The sequence below is a fragment of the Winogradskyella sp. PC-19 genome, from assembly GCF_002163855.1.
GTDB lineage: Bacteria > Bacteroidota > Bacteroidia > Flavobacteriales > Flavobacteriaceae > Winogradskyella.
Genome location: NZ_CP019332.1, coordinates 892,496 through 908,900 on the forward strand (window position 1 = coordinate 892,496; position 16,405 = coordinate 908,900).

Genomic DNA, 16,405 nt, shown 5'->3' on the forward strand with positions numbered 1-16,405 from the left:
ATTTATAAGTGGACGCTTCGCTTTTACTATATAAGAACCCTTTTAGCTGGTATTATCTGTATTTGCTTTTCCGTTATTTTAATTATAACAGATTATAAAATTTCAAAAAAAGAAGATTTCAATTTATTTATAATAATTTTTAGTGCAATTCTAGGTATTGTTTTTTTATTGATTGGTCTATTTCAAAAAACTGAAACTGAATTTGGAATAAGAAATAAATGGCATGAAAAATACATTGAATAAACAATAGATATGCAAAAGACCGTAAAAGAATCTCAAATAGAAATATCTCAACTCATGCTTCCATCTAACACCAATTTTGGTGGCAAAATACATGGTGGTTATATCTTGAGTCTTATGGACCAGATTGCTTTTAGTTGTGCGACAAAACATTCACGTTCTTATTGTGTAACTGCTTCAGTTGATAAAGTAAATTTTAGAAATTCTATTGAAGTTGGTGAGCTAGTAACTATGAAAGCTTCAGTAAACTATGTTGGTAATTCTTCGATGGTCGTCGGTATTAGAGTAGAATCTGAAAATATAAAAACCGGGAATGTAAAACATTGCAATTCTTCTTATTTTACTATGGTGGCTATTGATGAAGCTGGAAAAACATCAAAAGTACCAGAACTTATTGTACAAACTAAAGAAGAATTAAAGCGTTTCCTAAAAGCTATAAAACGTATTGAAGCTAGTAAAAATAGACAAGTTGAGTTTTCAGATTCAAATTTTTCAGCTCAAGATTATATTGAAGAACTGAAAGACTATCGTGTAGATATTCAACTTTAAGTTTGTAAAACTATTTTTTCCATGTACCGCCGTATTTGTAATTAGAATTATTCGGTTTTACATCCAATAAACAATTTTTACATACAAAAACCCAAGTTTTTGAGGTGTCGTATTGTACGCGATACATCGTGGAAAACTCTTTCTTACAAACATCACAATATTTGATTCTCATAACATGAATTAAATTTTAATCAAAATAAAAATGACTACCAACATTGATTGATAGTCATTTAATATTATTATGAAATTAGTTTTATTGCTTAATAAAACGTTTAGTCTGCGTAGACTGATCACTTGTTAATTTAACTAGATAAACACCAGCTCTCCAATTATACACATTGATAGATGTATCATTTTTTGATAGCTGACCTCTATATATTTGTTTACCTAGTACATCATAGACTTCGATACTATAATCTCTACTAGCATCGTAAACAATACCAATATTTAAATCTTTGGATGCAGGATTGGGAGATATTGTAAACTTTGTAGGGTTAATTTGAAAATCTTCGTTGCTCAAAACATTATTTGTAGATAATACAGCACCTCTACCACCAGAATGAAATCCAAAGGAGTTGTTTGTTCCAGCTCCACCCTTAGCCCAAACTAGAGTAAAAGAAGTTGGTGGTGCTGTTGGAAAGTCAAAATCATTTGGATCACCAGTATCTCTAGCTCTTGTTGCTATCACTGTTCTTGTAGTACCATTAACTGTATTTCCACCTGAAGATATATTCCAGTTCTGAGTAACATCAATACTTGGTTGACCATTACCACCAGGCATTTTTCTGTCAGAAATTGAATTATTGGTATATATTGCCACATCTCCACTTCCATCAGTATTATTAAATTGTCCCATAGAACTTCCAGCAGAATATACAACGTTAGATAAGCCGACGCCAAGCCATTCATTTGATGGGCCTATCATAGTCATTGTAACTATATCTGTTGTAGTATTAACATCAAACTTAACAGAATAATTTGAACCATTAAGGTTAACAGTTCCGGTTGTCCAATTTTGAGAAAACCCAAAAACAGTTAATAATAAAAAGAATAAAAGGGTAATTTTTTTCATCATATTTAAGATTTTTGGAGCTTTAATAATTCATTTAATTTTTCGTCATTATGACTAATTGCATAATCTAAAGCAGATTTATCTACGTTATTTTTAATAGTAAAATCAGCTTTTGCATTTACTAATTTTTCAACAATTATATAATTTTTAAATAATACTGCATAATGAGCAGCTGTCACACCTTGGTCATCAGCTATATTAGGGTTTGCATTGTGATTTAATAAAATCTCGACAATATTATCGTAACCTTTTACAGTTGCAGCCATTAATGGTGAACCATACGATGTTTTATTGTTTAAACTCTTAACTTTATTAACCAAGAAGCTAACTATATCTTCGTGCCCATAATAGCATGATAATACTAGTGCTGAATATCCATTCTCTTCCTCGGCATTTACAATATTAGTATCAATATTATATAACCTTTCTACCGCATCTAAATCTCCTTGTCTACAGGCATCAAATATATTTTGCTGCGCAATCAATAAAGTATTCAGGCATAAAAACGTTACAAATAAGAATGTTTTTTTATTCAAAATCAACTATTTAAGGTCTAATTTATAAAAAAAATCCCATAATCAAGTATTTTGTCGGTAAATTACACGTTTTGTCGGAATTTTAACTTATTTACTAAGATACATCTTACGTCTTGAATACAAATCATAGAACTCATCATCCTTTAAACTATCAATAAATAAGATGCTTTCACCAGTACTTTTCATTTCTGGCCCTAACTTTTTATTTACATTAGGGAACTTATTAAATGAGAAAACCGGTTGTTTTATGGCATAACCTTCAAGTTGAGGATTAAAATCAAAATCAGTGACTTTCTTTTCCCCTAACATCACTTTAGTCGCATAATTTACATAAGGCTCTTTATAAGCTTTTGCAATAAATGGTACCGTACGAGATGCTCTTGGATTTGCCTCGATGATATAAACTGTATCGTCTTTAATTGCAAATTGTATATTAATTAGACCTACAGTATTTAATGCTCTAGCAATAGTATGCGTATGGTCTATAATTTGTTGTTTTACCAAATCACCTAAGTTAAACGCTGGCAATAAAGCATTACTGTCACCAGAGTGAATACCGCAAGGTTCAATATGCTCCATGATACCAATTATATATACGTTACCATCTGCATCACAAATGGCATCAGCTTCAGCTTCGATAGCACCATCTAAATAATGATCTAATAACAACTTATTACCAGGAATAGATTTTAATAAATCAATAACGTGTGCTTCTAATTCGTCTTTATTAATTACGATTTTCATTCCTTGTCCTCCAAGTACGTATGATGGTCTTACCAATATTGGGAAATCTAAAACATCTGCAATTGCAAGTGCCTCATCAGCCGTTTCGGCAACATCAAATTCTGGGTAAGGAATATTATTTTCTTTTAAAATAGTTGAAAAACTTCCACGATCCTCAGCTAAATCCAGAGATTTAAAGCTAGTTCCCATAATTTTAACTCCCCATTTTTCTAACTTTTCAGCTAGCTTCAAAGCAGTTTGTCCTCCAAGCTGTACAATCACGCCTTCAGGTTTTTCATGCTGAATAATGTCGTAGATATGTTCCCAAAAAACAGGTTCAAAATATAATTTATCAGCAATATCAAAATCAGTTGATACAGTTTCAGGATTACAGTTAATCATTATAGTTTCGTAACCGCATTCTGCAGCAGCTAGAACACCGTGTACACAACAGTAATCAAACTCGATACCTTGACCTATTCTGTTTGGTCCAGAACCTAATACAATAATTTTCTTTTTGTCTGTGACTACACTTTCGTTATCTACAGTGACTGTTCCATCAGGATATTCAACCTCGCTTTCAAAAGTTGAATAATAATATGGCGTCATCGCTTTAAACTCAGCAGCACAAGTATCTACGAGCTTATAAACTCTATTAATTTTTAGCTCTTTTCGTTTGTTGTACACTTGACTTTCAAGACAGCCTAACATATGGGCTATCTGACGATCACCATATCCTTTTTGTTTTGCTTCAAGTAATAAATCTCTATCGATAGTTTCGATTTTATAAGTAGAAATCTCCTTTTCAATCTGAAATAACTCTTCATATTGCTTTAAGAACCACATGTCGATTCTTGTGATATCATGAATTCTACTTAACGGAATACCCATTGCTATTGCGTCGTATATTACAAATACACGATCCCAACTTGCATAGGTTAACTTTTCGATTACCGTATCGTAATTTGTATAACCCTTTCCGTCTGCTCCTAAACCATTTCTTTTAATCTCTAAAGATTGTGTGGCTTTATGTAGAGCTTCAGAGAAAGAACGTCCAATTGCCATTACCTCACCAACAGCTTTCATTTGAAGCCCTAATGTTCTATCAGAACCTTCGAATTTATCAAAATTCCAACGTGGTATTTTAACAACTACATAATCTAACGTTGGCTCAAATAATGCCGAGGTAGATTTTGTGATTTGGTTGTCTAATTCATCTAAAGTATATCCAATAGCTAATTTGGCAGCAATTTTTGCAATCGGATAACCAGTAGCTTTACTTGCCAAAGCAGAAGAGCGTGAAACACGAGGATTAATTTCAATAGCAATAATTTCTTCTTGATCATCTGGACTTACAGCAAATTGCACATTACAACCACCAGCAAAATCACCAATACTTCGCATCATATGTATTGCCATATCACGCATTTTTTGCTGAGTTTTATCCGATAGAGTCATTGCTGGTGCTACAGTAATAGAATCTCCGGTATGGATACCCATAGGATCCATGTTTTCGATTGTACAAATAATGACAACATTGTCATTTTTATCTCTTAACAGCTCTAATTCATATTCTTTCCATCCTAACAAGGCTTTGTCTATCATCACCTCATGTATCGGAGAGATTTCTAAACCACGTGTTAGGTTTTCATCAAACTCTTTTTCGTCATAAACAATTGCTGCACCTGCACCACCAAGCGTAAAGGATGCTCGTATACATAATGGAAAACCAAATTCTTGCGCAATTTCTTTACCTTTCAAAAATGAAGTTGCTGTTGCTTGTGGTGCCATACCAACACCAATTTCTAACATTAACTCACGGAATTTCTCTCTATCCTCTGTAATATTAATTGCATCAATATCAACACCAATAATCTCTACACCAAAATCTTCCCATATACCTTTTTCATCTGCCTCAATACATAAGTTTAAAGCAGTTTGTCCACCCATAGTTGGTAATACCGTATCAATCTGTGGATGATCTTTTAAAATCTTAATTATAGATTTTGTCGTCAAAGGCAACAAATACACATGATCCGCCATTGACGGATCGGTCATTATAGTTGCTGGATTAGAATTTATTAAAATAGTCTCTATTCCGTCTTCTCTTAAAGACCGCAGTGCTTGAGAACCCGAATAATCAAATTCACAGGCTTGACCTATAATAATTGGACCTGAACCTATGAGTAAAATGGACTTGATGTTTTTGTTTTTTGGCATTTGATTAATTTATTTGATTTACAAAAATAAGTATCGTTTGGGTACAAAAAAAGGCGTTACACCTAAGTAACGCCTTTAAAATATTAACAATTGTTAATCATTATTTTTTATGTCTTAAATCTGAAGATACAGATAATCTTTTTCTTCCTTTAGCTCTACGACGCGCTAAAACTTTTCTACCATTAGCAGAAGCCATTCTTTCTCTGAAACCATGTTTGTTTCTTCTCTTTCTCTTTGACGGTTGAAACGTTCTTTTCGGCATGTCTTATATATTTTAAAATCTTATATTATTTATTAATACTGGGTGCTATCCCAAAACTGCGTGCAAATATACAACAAGTTTTTACTTTAACAAGTCTCAAATAAAAATTATTTTTAATTGTTTTTATTACCTTTGGCATCCGCAATTTATAACAAAATTTATGTTCAATAAAAATATAAAATTAGTCATCGCAGCAGCTATTATTGCTTTTGCAGTGTATCAATTTACAGAAGGAGAAATAGGGAATGGTATTATGTACATATTATTGTCATTGATATTCATTTTCTTATACTTTAAAAACGAAATGATTCTCTTGGCTTTTTTGAAGCTTAGAAAACAAGATTTTCCTGGTGCAAAAAAATGGTTAGATAAAATTAAGAACCCAGAAGGCGCCTTGGTAAAAAAGCAACAAGGTTATTTGAATTACTTAAATGGAGTAATGGTCTCTCAAACCAACATGAATGAAGCTGAAAAATATTTTAAGAAAGCTATTGACCTTGGATTATCCATGGATCATGATTTGGCAATGGCAAAATTAAATTTAGCTGGAATTGCTTTTAGTAAGCGCAGAAAACAAGAAGCTCAAAAACTTTTGGCGGAAGCTCAAAAACTTGATAAAAGAGATATGTTAGCTGAACAAATAAAAATGATGAAGCAACAGATGAAAAAAGCTTCGATTCCAAAACAACAATACGGGCAACCTACTTCTTCTAGACAGAATAGACGAAGTCGTCGATAGATGGTTAGATGAAATCAAAAAGCTCATTTTCTTAATTAAGAAAATGAGCTTTTTTTAGTACCTGTTATCTAAAAGTTACTTGTAAAATCCTTCTTTAGGAATTGCAATTTCGTAAAGCTTTCGTGATTTGTTGTTAAGGTGTGGTTCACGTAACCAAGGATTGTGAATTTTTAGAATCTTATAATTTATACCAAATTTTTCAGCAAATTTTGTAAAATCAGTAACTGCAGTATCAACTTTTACCTTTGTTGTTGGGACATATTTATATAAATGCTTTTCATTAAAATTAAAACCATACTTTTCTGCGTTATTTAAAATCTCTTTTAACGCAACAATTCTGAACATGTATCGGCCTGTTTCTTCTCCTAAAAGCAAATCGTAATAGTCGCTAACGTTTTGCTCTTTAAGTCGTCGTCCTATTCCGGCTTTGCCAGCATTATAAGATGCTGCTGCCAAAGTCCAATTTCCAAATCTTGCTTTGGCTTCTTTAAGATATTTACAAGCTACCTTAGTTGCTTTCTCTAAATGGTAGCGTTCGTCAACATTACTATTAATTTCTAAACCATTTTCTCGCCCAGTAGTTTTCATGATTTGCCAAAAGCCTCTCGCTCCTGCTGGAGAAACAGCATTTGTCAAGCCACTTTCGATAACTGCTAAGTATTTAAAATCTTCAGGAATTCCATTTTCTTTTAAAATAGGTTCAATGATAGGAAAATACTTCTGGGCACGTTTTAACATTAATAATCCATTAGATTGCCAATAGGTATTAACCAAAAGCTCTCGGTCCATACGTTCATAGATATCAGGATTGTCTAGTGGCAATGGCTCATCAGCGAAGTTTAAGTCCATTGGTACATCCAATGCATAAACATTATAGCCGTTTGTCACTTTTGGAGAAATATTACTCTTATCTGCATCAGTAACCTGATCAGAAGGACCTTTTTGCATAGCGAAAATAAAAAATCCTGAAAGCGCCATCAGGCAAATCACCGATAATATATTTTTAATAGTTTTCATATTAATCTTTTGTTTTAAATGTATTAAATAAACATGATGCTGTCAAGGTTTATCGTTAATTAGTTTTGGTAAATTTTCGTTAAACCATTTATACTTATTAATAATCATAATGTGTGTGCCACCTTTAATTACAATACAATCACCTTCACAAGAATGTGGAAATACAAAATCTTTATCACCATGAATATATATTGCGTCTGGGTTTGCCTCTTCCTCATCCCAGCAAACAACCTGTTCTATAGCCCAATCAAGATATGCCTTATCATTAACCGATAAGTATTTTTTATACAGTTCTACTCTTTTTTTTATAGTTTCACCAAAAGCATATTTTGCCAATAAATCTATATTACCAACTAATTGCGTTGGTAATATCTTGTAGGCTTTTGTGTACTTTAAAAGTTTGAAACGCTTTGGTAATTCATGATGAGACTTTACACTTGAAACTACGAAAAGCTTCTTTAAGCTCATATGTTTGCTCATTTCCTGTACCAAAATTCCTCCAAAAGAAACTCCCAAGAGTACAACGTTATCGTGACTAATATCTTTTATCATACGCTTTGCATATGATTCTAGTGATTCATTTTTATTCGGAATCTTCCATTCTAACCAATGAATTTGAAATTTATCTTCAGGAAGTTTTATATGCTCGAAAATCGTAGGATTTGCAGCCATTCCTGGCATTAAGTAAACATGAGTCAAATTATTCTTCATCTTTAAAATTATTATAAAAAATGCATAAAAAATACAATTCCAATTTCACCGAAAACCCTTACAACACTGATGTTTAACACAATAAATTCAGAATTTTATTAGAATTTTTGTACATTTGCACAAATCTATTGAAAAATATAGTTTCTACTCTAGCCAACCGCTAATTTAAAATACAAAAGATTATGACAGAGACCGCAGAATTAGTTGACAATGAATTTTTACGTCAATTTGAATTAAAGGTTGAAAAAGAAATGGCAATCATAGAGTATTCTTTACAAGAGCGTAAGATATTCTTAACAAAATTAATTATTCCTGATGCTATTAGGACCAGAGAGTTTGAATTAGAATTTATAGACATGGTATTTAGTAACATCAAGGAACGCAACATTTGTGTTGTTCCTACTAGTCCAGAAATCGCAAAATTTGTAAGAGGAAACAGGAAATATAAGCGTATGCTTCCTGTTGGGATTAGAATATAAAACATTACTTATTTTTAAATAAAAAAACCGAAGCAAATGCTTCGGTTTTTTTTATGTTTTTTTAATTGACAGCTATTTAGTATAACTAAGAGTCAAGTCTTTAGTTTCAATGACTTCAGTAAAATCATTATTGTAGATTCGTATTGCATTTTTGAAGACTCTAGTTAACTGCTTTCCACTAAATATAAATTCTTCGTTATTAGGAGCAATGACAACCGTATCTCCAACCGTTTTGTAGGTTGATGCAAAACCTAAAGCTCCTTTATTACAATTTACATCAAATACATATTTGCTATTATTTTTTGAAATCTTGACAATAGGGTTATATGTATTAACGGCATTTAAAGTACCATCAGACTTTATAGTCAAAACCTCTTTATTATCACAGTCAACTTCGTCCAATAAATTAGTACTCTTTATTCCATTTTTGTCTAAATCTATTTCTACACCAATATACCATGAAGACAATTTCCATTCACCATATAATGGATTTGTATCCTGACAAGATATTACTGTAAAAAAAGTTATAGAAATTAGAAGAAGAATTTTAAAAGTGTTCTTCATATGTAAATTACAATACGTATTAATTAATCCAAAGCAAAACTAATCTATAAAATCGAAACGAACTAAACCATCGTCATCAATTTTTGTGAGTTTTACATGATGTATTGTATTCACTAATTCAGGATTCCAAGGTGATTTCACTTTTACATAATTTTCTGTAAATCCATGAATATAACCTTCTTTGTTTTCGCCTTCAAACAAAACTGTCCTATTAGTATTTAATTGACATTCGTAATAAGCACGTCGCTTTTTGGCAGAAAGTCCACGCAACATTTTACTACGTTTTGCTCTAATATTTTTTGGAACTACACCATCAAAATCTGCAGCTTCCGTATTGTCGCGTTCAGAATAGGTAAAAACATGTAAATACGAAATATCTAACTCATTGAGGTAATTATAGGTTTCTAAAAACAACTCATCTGTTTCACCAGGAAAACCTACAATAACATCAACTCCGATACATGCATGTGGCATGACTTCTTTAATTTTAGCAACACGGTCAGTGTACAATTCACTCATGTAACGGCGTTTCATTTTTTTGAGTAAACTATTGCTTCCGCTTTGAAGAGGTATATGAAAATGAGGAACAAAAGCTCTTGATTTAGCAACTAGATCAATCGTTTCATTTTTTAATAGATTCGGTTCAATTGAAGATATTCGTAATCTTTCAATACCGTCGACATTATCAAGTTCAGAAACTAAGTCTAAAAAAGTATGTTCATGTCTTTTGTTTCCAAACTCTCCTTTACCATAATCACCAATATTGACTCCTGTCAAAACGATTTCTTTGATCCCCTTTTCTGATATTTCTTTAGCGTTTTGCAATACGTTTTTCATAGTGTCACTTCTAGAAATACCTCTAGCCAAAGGAATTGTACAATACGTACATTTATAATCACAGCCATCTTGTACCTTCAAAAATGCACGTGTTCTGTCACCTATTGAATAACTACCGACATAAAAATCGGCTTCTTCAATTTCGCAAGAATGCACTTCACCAAAATCGTTTTTGGATAAATCATTGATATAATCTGTAATCTTAAATTTTTCTGTAGCGCCTAATACTAAATCTACACCATCAACAGCAGCTAATTCTTCAGGTTTAAGCTGGGCATAGCAACCAACAGCAGCAACAAAAGCTTCTGGATTTGTTTTTTGCGCTTGTTTAACAATGGTTTTAAAACGCTTATCAGCGTTTTCGGTAACAGAACATGTATTTATAACGTAGATGTCCGCATTTTCTTTAAAATCAACACGATCAAAACCTTCGTCATTAAAGTTTCGAGCGATTGTAGATGTTTCAGAAAAATTAAGCTTACAACCTAATGTATAAAATGCGACTTTTTTTCTACCGTTCATTCTTGTATTTTTACTCGATAATAGAGATAAGAGCTTTTTTTCGAGGGCACAAATTTACAACTAATACTCAAAATGCTAAAACAAATATTAAGCTTTAGATCTTTAAAAATCAGTAGACTAATTTTTGTCATAACACTGATTCTAATTCAATCTTGCTCTGAATCGGTTACGGACAACAAAGATTATCTTGTATTTAGATATAATGAACACAGAAACATAAGCTCTCTAGACCCAGCTTTTTCAAAGGATTTAGCAGATATTTGGGCGACTAACCAGATTTTTAATGGACTTGTGCAAATGAATGACAATCTTGAAGTACAGCAAGCTATTGCAAAGACTTGGAAAATATCTGATAGTGCAAAAACGTATACCTTTACATTAAGAAATGATGTTTATTTCCATAAGCACAACTTATTTAAGCATGACTCTACACGCACAGTAAATGCATCAGATTTTGAATATAGTTTTAATAGACTTAGAGACGAGAAACTAGCTTCTCCTGGCAGTTGGGTCTTAAATAAAGTAGAAAGATTTTATGCCGAAAATGATTCGGTTTTCACCATAAAACTCAAACAACCATTTCCTGCTTTTCTAGGATTGCTTACTATGAAATATTGTTCAGTAGTACCTAAAGAAATTGTGGAATATTATGGAACAGATTTTAGATCAAATCCAATTGGCACTGGTCCTTTTAAATTTAAACGTTGGGAAGAGAATATAAAGTTAGTCTTAAGAAAAAATCAAAACTATTTTGAAAAAGACACAAAAGGAAATAAACTCCCAAAACTTGAAGCAGTTGCAGTTACATTCTTGCCAGACAAGCAAAGCGAATTTCTACAATTTGCTCAAGGTAATATTGACTTTGTATCAGGTTTAGATGCATCATATAAAGATGAAATTTTAACTACTAAAGGTAAACTAAAAGCCAAGTACATTGAAGACGTGAATATGATTCGTGGTCCGTATCTAAACACTGAATATCTTGCTTTTTTTATGGCAAGTAAGGTCAACGAAGTTCAGTCTCAAAAAATAAGACAGGTCATTAATTTAGGGTTTGACAGAAAAAAAATGATAACCTATTTAAGAAACGGTATTGGTATCCCTGCAAATGGTGGCTTTATCCCTAAAGGTCTTCCAGGTTTTGATGAAACTATTGGCTATTCTTACAATCCTGAAAAGGCCAAAGAATTACTGAGTCAATTCAAAAAAGAAACAAATATTAATAACCCAAAAGTTACGCTAACAACCACGAGTAATTATCTCAATTTCTGTGAATATATACAAAGAGAACTTCAAAAAATAGGTTTAGAGATTATTGTAGACGTTATTCCTGCTTCGAGTTTAAAAGATTTAAAAGCCAATGGTCAACTCGATTTTTTTAGAGCCAGTTGGATTGCTGATTACCCAGATGCAGAAAACTATTTATCGCTTTACTATAGCAAGAATTTCGCACCAAATGGACCAAACTATACGCATTTTAAGAATGACACATTTGATGCATTATACGAACAATCCTATTTAGAAACTAATTCTGAAAAACGTAAAGAATTGTATATTAAAATGGACAGTTTAGTAATGCAATCTGCACCAATCATCCCATTGTTTTATGACGAAGTTGTAAGGTTTACTAGAAAAAACGTAAATAATCTAGGAATTAATGCCACAAACCTTCTAGATTTAAAAGATGTTTCTAAATCTAAAATCCAGTAAAATAATAAATATCATCATTTCCTTTTCCTCTTAATCTTCTAGAGGTAAAAAAGCCACTCTTTCCATCTTCTTTTAAGAAGAAAGAAAAATCTTCACCGACACTGTTAATAGGTTCTGGGAGTAATTTGGGAATTATAGTTTCGTCTGTTTCTTTAAGATTATAACTATAAATATCATAGCCACCTATTCCGTTACGTCTATTAGAAGAAAAGTAAAGTATATTGCCCCTAGATATAAAAGGATATAATTCTGTTCTTGAAGAATTTATAGATTCGCTTAATTTCTCGGGGTTACCATAAGCGCGATGCTCGAAAACAGAAACTTTATATAAATCAGTTCTTCCTTTTGTACCCTCTATATTTGATACAAAATAAAGTGTTTTATTATCTGGGCTTAGAGCTGGGTGACCGTAATTAAAATCTTTATTACAAAACGGCAAAAAAGTAAAATTTGTCCAACCTTTACCTTTTACATATTCTGCACGTTGTAATTGTAAGTTATAGGTTTTAAAATCTTTACGGTTATTATCTCCAACTTCGAGAGCATTAGTGGTAAAGTACATATACCGTCCATCGTTGGTAAAAGTCGCTACAGAGATATTTTTTTTTCCATATCTATTACCTAGTACTGGTTTTTTTTGACTGAACTCTCCTTGAGTATCAACATTTGCTTCAATCAACGTAAAAAGTTGAGTTCCAAAACGGTCTTTAACAAGTTTCCCTCTAGCAGTTAATAAATTACGGCTATAAAACATTTTACCATTAAGCATGACAGGAGAAAAATGGTCTAGTTTATTATTAAGCTTTATGTTTTTTATTTTTATATTCTGCCCAAGACTTAAATTAGAGCAAAGTAAAAAAACAATAAAAATTTTATAAACTAAAAATTTAATCACGTCTAAACTTTTGGGTAGTTTCAAACACATGCTCTAATATTTTTTTATCCATCTCAGAAAAAGCAATATTTCGACGTTTCATTACAACTTCCGAAACTTCGAAGGCTTTATTTGTTTTGTAAGTGACAAAGCCTTTGCTTCCGCCCCAAGAAAAACTTGGTACAAAATTACGAGGGAAACCACTACCAAAAATGTTAGAACTAACACCGACAACAGTACCAGTATTAAACATTGTATTGATACCACATTTACTATGATCACCCATCATTAGTCCACAAAACTGAAGTCCTGTCTTAGCAAAACCCTCAGAATTATAATCCCATAACCTAACTTCTGCATAATTGTTTTTTAAGTTTGAATTATTAGTATCAGCACCTAAATTGCACCATTCGCCAAGTACAGAATTACCTAAAAATCCATCATGACCTTTGTTTGAGTATCCAAAAATCACCGAATTATTAACTTCACCACCAACTTTACTGAAAGGTCCAACAGTTGTTGGTCCATAAATTTTGGCTCCTAATTTTAAAACACCATTATTACAAAGTGCAAACGGTCCACGAACTAAACTACCTTCCATCACTTCTGCGTCTCGACCAATATAAATTGGGCCATTACTAGCATTAAGAGTTGCAAAATTTATTTTAGCACCTTTTTCGATAAAAATTTGTTCAGGATTTATCGTATTAACTGTGGCCGGAATTGGTTGTGATTTTCGGTTTTTGGTAATCAATTCAAAATCATCTGAAATAGCTTCTGCATTTTTTGAAAAAATATCCCAAGTATGTTCTATTTTAATAATATCACTTTCAAACTCAATAGCTTCAAAATTTGAAAAATCATCATGTTCTGCGCCTTCTTCGACACAAAAAGCAACTACATCTTCATCTTTAAAAATAGCTTGATTTATTTTAAGCTCTTTTACAAGCGCAATGATTTCGGTGTTTGGTAAAAAAGATGCATTAATCATTGTATTGATTTCCATCTCTACCATCGGAAATTTTTCAGACAAATAATCTTCGGTAATGGTAGTAGTGGTGTAATCTACATAAGACTCCCACTTTTCTCTAATAGTCAAAATACCAACTCTAATATCAGCAACAGGTCTTGTATAAGTAAAAGGTAATAAGTTGTTTCTGTTAGGACCGTCAAAAAGGATGTAGTTCATAAAAAACCAATGTTTGTTATTTGAAGTAAAAACCAATGTTTTAATGCTCCAAACGTTGAACATCAAATTTAATTGAATTATGGGTATAAAAAAAGCCTTTCTTGTTCAGAAAGGCTTTTGATAAAATATGTATATATGCTTATTTCTTGAATTTAGCATATTTGTTTTTGAACTTATCAATACGTCCAGCAGTATCTACTAATTTAGATTTACCAGTATAGTACGGATGAGATGTTCTAGAAATTTCCAATTTTACTAATGGATACTCTACGCCATCAACCTCAATTTTTTCTGCTGTATCGGCTGTAGATTTAGTTAAAAACACTTCATCGTTAGACATGTCTTTAAATGCTACTATTCTATAATTTTCTGGATGTATACCTTTTCTCATCACTAAATGCTTTAATATTTCGATTTTTTTCGAGGTGCAAATTTAATTATTTTTTACAAAACTACAATCTTTTTAAATCTTTATTTTATGTGATTTTCATTTTTATGTGTTGTTGGTCATAAAATGATATAGATTTCAACTTTATTTCAATCAAATTGTAACGTTTACGTATATTTATATACTTACTAACTGATTAATTAACTAACCTTAAAAAACCATGGAAAAATCAATTAAATCAAATGCCATCAATTATGGTCTATATTTAGGAATTGCGTTAGCAGCAATAAATATTCTAATTTATGTAATCGACATTAAACTTTTTAACAGTTTATTACTTGTTGCAGCGATATTTATTTCAATAATTGTGTTCGGAGTTTTGTCCATTAATTCATCTAAAAAAATATTAGGTGGCTTCATCTCATTTAAAAAAGCATTTACATCTTACTTCATAACAATTGCTTTAGGGCTATTTATAAGTTCGACTGTGTATTTTTTAATTTTTAATGTAGTAGATACGGAGGCTGCACAGATTCTAGCAGAAATGCAAGTTGAAAATCAAGTGAAAATGATGGAGAACTTTGGAGCTCCACAAGAGTCAATAGATCAAGCAGTAGTACAATTACAAGAAAATGACCCTTTCTCATTAGGAAATCAATTTTTAGGGTACTCTATTTTCCTTGTAATAATGAGTCTTATTGGTCTTATTGTAGCGGCAGTTACAAAAAAGAATGACCCTAACGAAGCTTAATTTTTTTATTTACATTTGAAGTCTAAACACTAGACCTCGAAACACATGAATATATCTATAGTCATTCCGCTTCTAAATGAAGCCGAGTCGCTAACAGAATTACACGATTGGATTGTATCTGTGATGCAATCCAATTCGTTTTCTTATGAAATTCTGTTCATCGACGATGGCAGTACAGATAATTCATGGCAAGTTATTTCTTCGCTTTCTAAAAAAGATACCAATGTAAAGGGTATTAGATTTCTTAAAAACTTTGGTAAATCTCAAGCGCTTCATGCTGGTTTTGCAGAAGTCACTGGTGATGTCGTAATTACTATGGATGCTGACTTACAGGATAATCCTGAAGAAATCCCTGAATTATATAGTATGATAACCGAGGATAATTTTGATTTGGTTTCTGGTTGGAAAAAGAAACGTTACGATTCTGTAATTGCAAAAAATTTACCATCAAAACTATTTAATTGGGCAGCAAGACGCACTTCTGGTGTTAAGCTAAATGACTTTAATTGTGGTCTCAAAGCTTATAAGAATATCGTTGTAAAAAACATTGATGTTAACGGAGAAATGCATCGCTACATACCCGTATTAGCTAAAAATGCAGGCTTTACTTCTATTGGAGAAAAGATTGTAAAACACCAAGCCAGAAAATACGGAACAACAAAATTTGGAATGAATCGCTTTATCAATGGATTTTTAGACCTGATTACTATTTGGTTCTTATCGCGTTTTGGTAAAAGACCAATGCATTTGTTTGGCGCCTTAGGTGTGATTATGTTTTTAATAGGTTTTACGTTTGCATTTTACATGGGTATAGATAAGCTTTTTCTAAATCCTTCAGGTAGATTAATTACTCAAAGGCCAACTTTTTATATTGCGCTAGCAACAATGATTATTGGAACTCAATCCTTTATTGCTGGTTTTTTAGGAGAACTTATATTGCGCTCTAAAAGAGATAACAAACGCTACCTTATAAAAGAGAATTTAAATCTAGATTAAATTCCATCATCATTCTTATTACCCAT

Annotated in this window: 17 protein-coding genes; 6 read left to right on the top strand and 11 right to left on the bottom strand. The window is 31.9% G+C overall.

The window, feature by feature from the left end; translation table 11 throughout:
* The first annotated feature begins 252 nt into the window (after window positions 1-252).
* Entirely contained in the window at window positions 253-789 is a 537-nt protein-coding gene (locus tag BTO05_RS04160; RefSeq protein ID WP_087491450.1) for an acyl-CoA thioesterase, read from the top strand.
* Window positions 790-1,042: 253 nt separating this feature from the next.
* Here the strand turns inward: BTO05_RS04160 and BTO05_RS04165 are convergent, their stop codons facing one another.
* The 4 genes from BTO05_RS04165 to rpmH form a co-directional block, all read right to left on the bottom strand.
* Window positions 1,043-1,864, bottom strand: a complete 822-nt coding sequence (locus BTO05_RS04165; protein WP_087491451.1) for a T9SS type A sorting domain-containing protein — start codon at window positions 1,862-1,864, stop codon at window positions 1,043-1,045.
* A gap of 2 nt (window positions 1,865-1,866) precedes the next feature.
* Window positions 1,867-2,397: an ankyrin repeat domain-containing protein gene (locus BTO05_RS04170; protein WP_157662534.1), complete on the bottom strand. Its 531-nt coding sequence runs from the start codon at window positions 2,395-2,397 to the stop codon at window positions 1,867-1,869.
* 87 nt (window positions 2,398-2,484) lie between these two features.
* Entirely contained in the window at window positions 2,485-5,340 is a 2,856-nt protein-coding gene (gene carB / locus BTO05_RS04175) for a carbamoyl-phosphate synthase large subunit (protein WP_087491453.1), read from the bottom strand.
* 100 nt (window positions 5,341-5,440) lie between these two features.
* The gene (rpmH, locus tag BTO05_RS04180) at window positions 5,441-5,602 is read right to left on the bottom strand and encodes a 50S ribosomal protein L34 (protein WP_087491454.1); all 162 of its coding nucleotides are present in this window, start codon (window positions 5,600-5,602) and stop codon (window positions 5,441-5,443) included.
* A gap of 160 nt (window positions 5,603-5,762) precedes the next feature.
* Between rpmH and BTO05_RS04185 the strand changes: the two genes are divergently transcribed.
* The gene (locus BTO05_RS04185) at window positions 5,763-6,341 is read left to right on the top strand and encodes a hypothetical protein (RefSeq protein ID WP_087491455.1); all 579 of its coding nucleotides are present in this window, start codon (window positions 5,763-5,765) and stop codon (window positions 6,339-6,341) included.
* A gap of 75 nt (window positions 6,342-6,416) precedes the next feature.
* Here BTO05_RS04185 and BTO05_RS04190 read toward each other — a convergent pair whose 3' ends face one another.
* On the bottom strand, window positions 6,417-7,358 hold the full coding sequence (locus tag BTO05_RS04190; protein ID WP_087491456.1) for a lytic transglycosylase domain-containing protein: 942 nt from the start codon (window positions 7,356-7,358) through the stop codon (window positions 6,417-6,419).
* A 42-nt stretch (window positions 7,359-7,400) separates the two neighbouring features.
* Complete coding sequence (locus tag BTO05_RS04195) at window positions 7,401-8,069, bottom strand: alpha/beta hydrolase (RefSeq protein WP_087491457.1); 669 nt, start codon at window positions 8,067-8,069, stop codon at window positions 7,401-7,403.
* 182 nt (window positions 8,070-8,251) lie between these two features.
* On the opposite strand from BTO05_RS04195, the gene BTO05_RS04200 reads away from it, so the two are divergent.
* Window positions 8,252-8,548 (top strand): N-acetyltransferase, encoded by a 297-nt coding sequence (locus BTO05_RS04200; protein ID WP_087491458.1) that lies wholly within the window; start codon window positions 8,252-8,254, stop codon window positions 8,546-8,548.
* A gap of 72 nt (window positions 8,549-8,620) precedes the next feature.
* On the opposite strand, the gene BTO05_RS04205 is transcribed toward BTO05_RS04200, so the two are convergent.
* Window positions 8,621-9,112, bottom strand: coding sequence for a hypothetical protein (locus BTO05_RS04205; protein WP_087491459.1), 492 nt, complete (start codon window positions 9,110-9,112; stop codon window positions 8,621-8,623).
* 39 nt (window positions 9,113-9,151) lie between these two features.
* Window positions 9,152-10,471, bottom strand: a complete 1,320-nt coding sequence (gene mtaB, locus BTO05_RS04210; RefSeq protein ID WP_087491460.1) for a tRNA (N(6)-L-threonylcarbamoyladenosine(37)-C(2))-methylthiotransferase MtaB — start codon at window positions 10,469-10,471, stop codon at window positions 9,152-9,154.
* Between the two features lie 72 nt (window positions 10,472-10,543).
* Here mtaB and BTO05_RS04215 point away from each other — a divergent pair, with 72 nt between their 5' ends.
* A complete protein-coding gene (locus BTO05_RS04215; RefSeq protein ID WP_087491461.1) occupies window positions 10,544-12,181 on the top strand; it encodes an ABC transporter substrate-binding protein in 1,638 nt (545 codons plus the stop codon).
* Here BTO05_RS04215 and BTO05_RS04220 read toward each other — a convergent pair.
* The 3 genes from BTO05_RS04220 to BTO05_RS04230 form a co-directional block, all read right to left on the bottom strand.
* Entirely contained in the window at window positions 12,168-13,076 is a 909-nt protein-coding gene (locus BTO05_RS04220; RefSeq protein WP_198295257.1) for a PD40 domain-containing protein, read from the bottom strand. The genes BTO05_RS04215 and BTO05_RS04220 overlap by 14 nt on opposite strands.
* Window positions 13,069-14,244 carry a GlmU family protein gene (locus BTO05_RS04225; RefSeq protein WP_087493283.1) on the bottom strand — a complete coding sequence of 392 codons (1,176 nt, stop codon included), beginning with the start codon at window positions 14,242-14,244 and terminating at the stop codon, window positions 13,069-13,071. The genes BTO05_RS04220 and BTO05_RS04225 overlap by 8 nt, the downstream gene beginning before the upstream one ends.
* Window positions 14,245-14,383: 139 nt before the next feature.
* Window positions 14,384-14,635 (bottom strand): type B 50S ribosomal protein L31, encoded by a 252-nt coding sequence (locus BTO05_RS04230; protein ID WP_087493284.1) that lies wholly within the window; start codon window positions 14,633-14,635, stop codon window positions 14,384-14,386.
* A gap of 217 nt (window positions 14,636-14,852) precedes the next feature.
* Between BTO05_RS04230 and BTO05_RS04235 the strand changes: the two genes are divergently transcribed.
* Together BTO05_RS04235 and BTO05_RS04240 are read left to right on the top strand one after the other, a co-directional pair.
* A complete protein-coding gene (locus BTO05_RS04235; protein WP_087491463.1) occupies window positions 14,853-15,383 on the top strand; it encodes a DUF4199 domain-containing protein in 531 nt (176 codons plus the stop codon).
* A gap of 45 nt (window positions 15,384-15,428) precedes the next feature.
* Window positions 15,429-16,379, top strand: a complete 951-nt coding sequence (locus tag BTO05_RS04240; protein ID WP_087491464.1) for a glycosyltransferase family 2 protein — start codon at window positions 15,429-15,431, stop codon at window positions 16,377-16,379.
* Window positions 16,380-16,405: the final 26 nt, after the last annotated feature.

Coding starts and splice junctions, on each gene's coding strand:
- BTO05_RS04160 (WP_087491450.1), top strand. CDS start 253: ATGCAAAAGACCGTAAAAGAATCTCAAATAGAAATATCTCAACTCATG.
- BTO05_RS04165 (WP_087491451.1), bottom strand. CDS start 1,864: ATGATGAAAAAAATTACCCTTTTATTCTTTTTATTATTAACTGTTTTT.
- carB (WP_087491453.1), bottom strand. CDS start 5,340: ATGCCAAAAAACAAAAACATCAAGTCCATTTTACTCATAGGTTCAGGT.
- rpmH (WP_087491454.1), bottom strand. CDS start 5,602: ATGCCGAAAAGAACGTTTCAACCGTCAAAGAGAAAGAGAAGAAACAAA.
- BTO05_RS04185 (WP_087491455.1), top strand. CDS start 5,763: ATGTTCAATAAAAATATAAAATTAGTCATCGCAGCAGCTATTATTGCT.
- BTO05_RS04190 (WP_087491456.1), bottom strand. CDS start 7,358: ATGAAAACTATTAAAAATATATTATCGGTGATTTGCCTGATGGCGCTT.
- BTO05_RS04195 (WP_087491457.1), bottom strand. CDS start 8,069: ATGAAGAATAATTTGACTCATGTTTACTTAATGCCAGGAATGGCTGCA.
- BTO05_RS04200 (WP_087491458.1), top strand. CDS start 8,252: ATGACAGAGACCGCAGAATTAGTTGACAATGAATTTTTACGTCAATTT.
- BTO05_RS04205 (WP_087491459.1), bottom strand. CDS start 9,112: ATGAAGAACACTTTTAAAATTCTTCTTCTAATTTCTATAACTTTTTTT.
- mtaB (WP_087491460.1), bottom strand. CDS start 10,471: ATGAACGGTAGAAAAAAAGTCGCATTTTATACATTAGGTTGTAAGCTT.
- BTO05_RS04215 (WP_087491461.1), top strand. CDS start 10,544: ATGCTAAAACAAATATTAAGCTTTAGATCTTTAAAAATCAGTAGACTA.
- BTO05_RS04225 (WP_087493283.1), bottom strand. CDS start 14,244: ATGAACTACATCCTTTTTGACGGTCCTAACAGAAACAACTTATTACCT.
- BTO05_RS04230 (WP_087493284.1), bottom strand. CDS start 14,635: ATGAGAAAAGGTATACATCCAGAAAATTATAGAATAGTAGCATTTAAA.
- BTO05_RS04235 (WP_087491463.1), top strand. CDS start 14,853: ATGGAAAAATCAATTAAATCAAATGCCATCAATTATGGTCTATATTTA.
- BTO05_RS04240 (WP_087491464.1), top strand. CDS start 15,429: ATGAATATATCTATAGTCATTCCGCTTCTAAATGAAGCCGAGTCGCTA.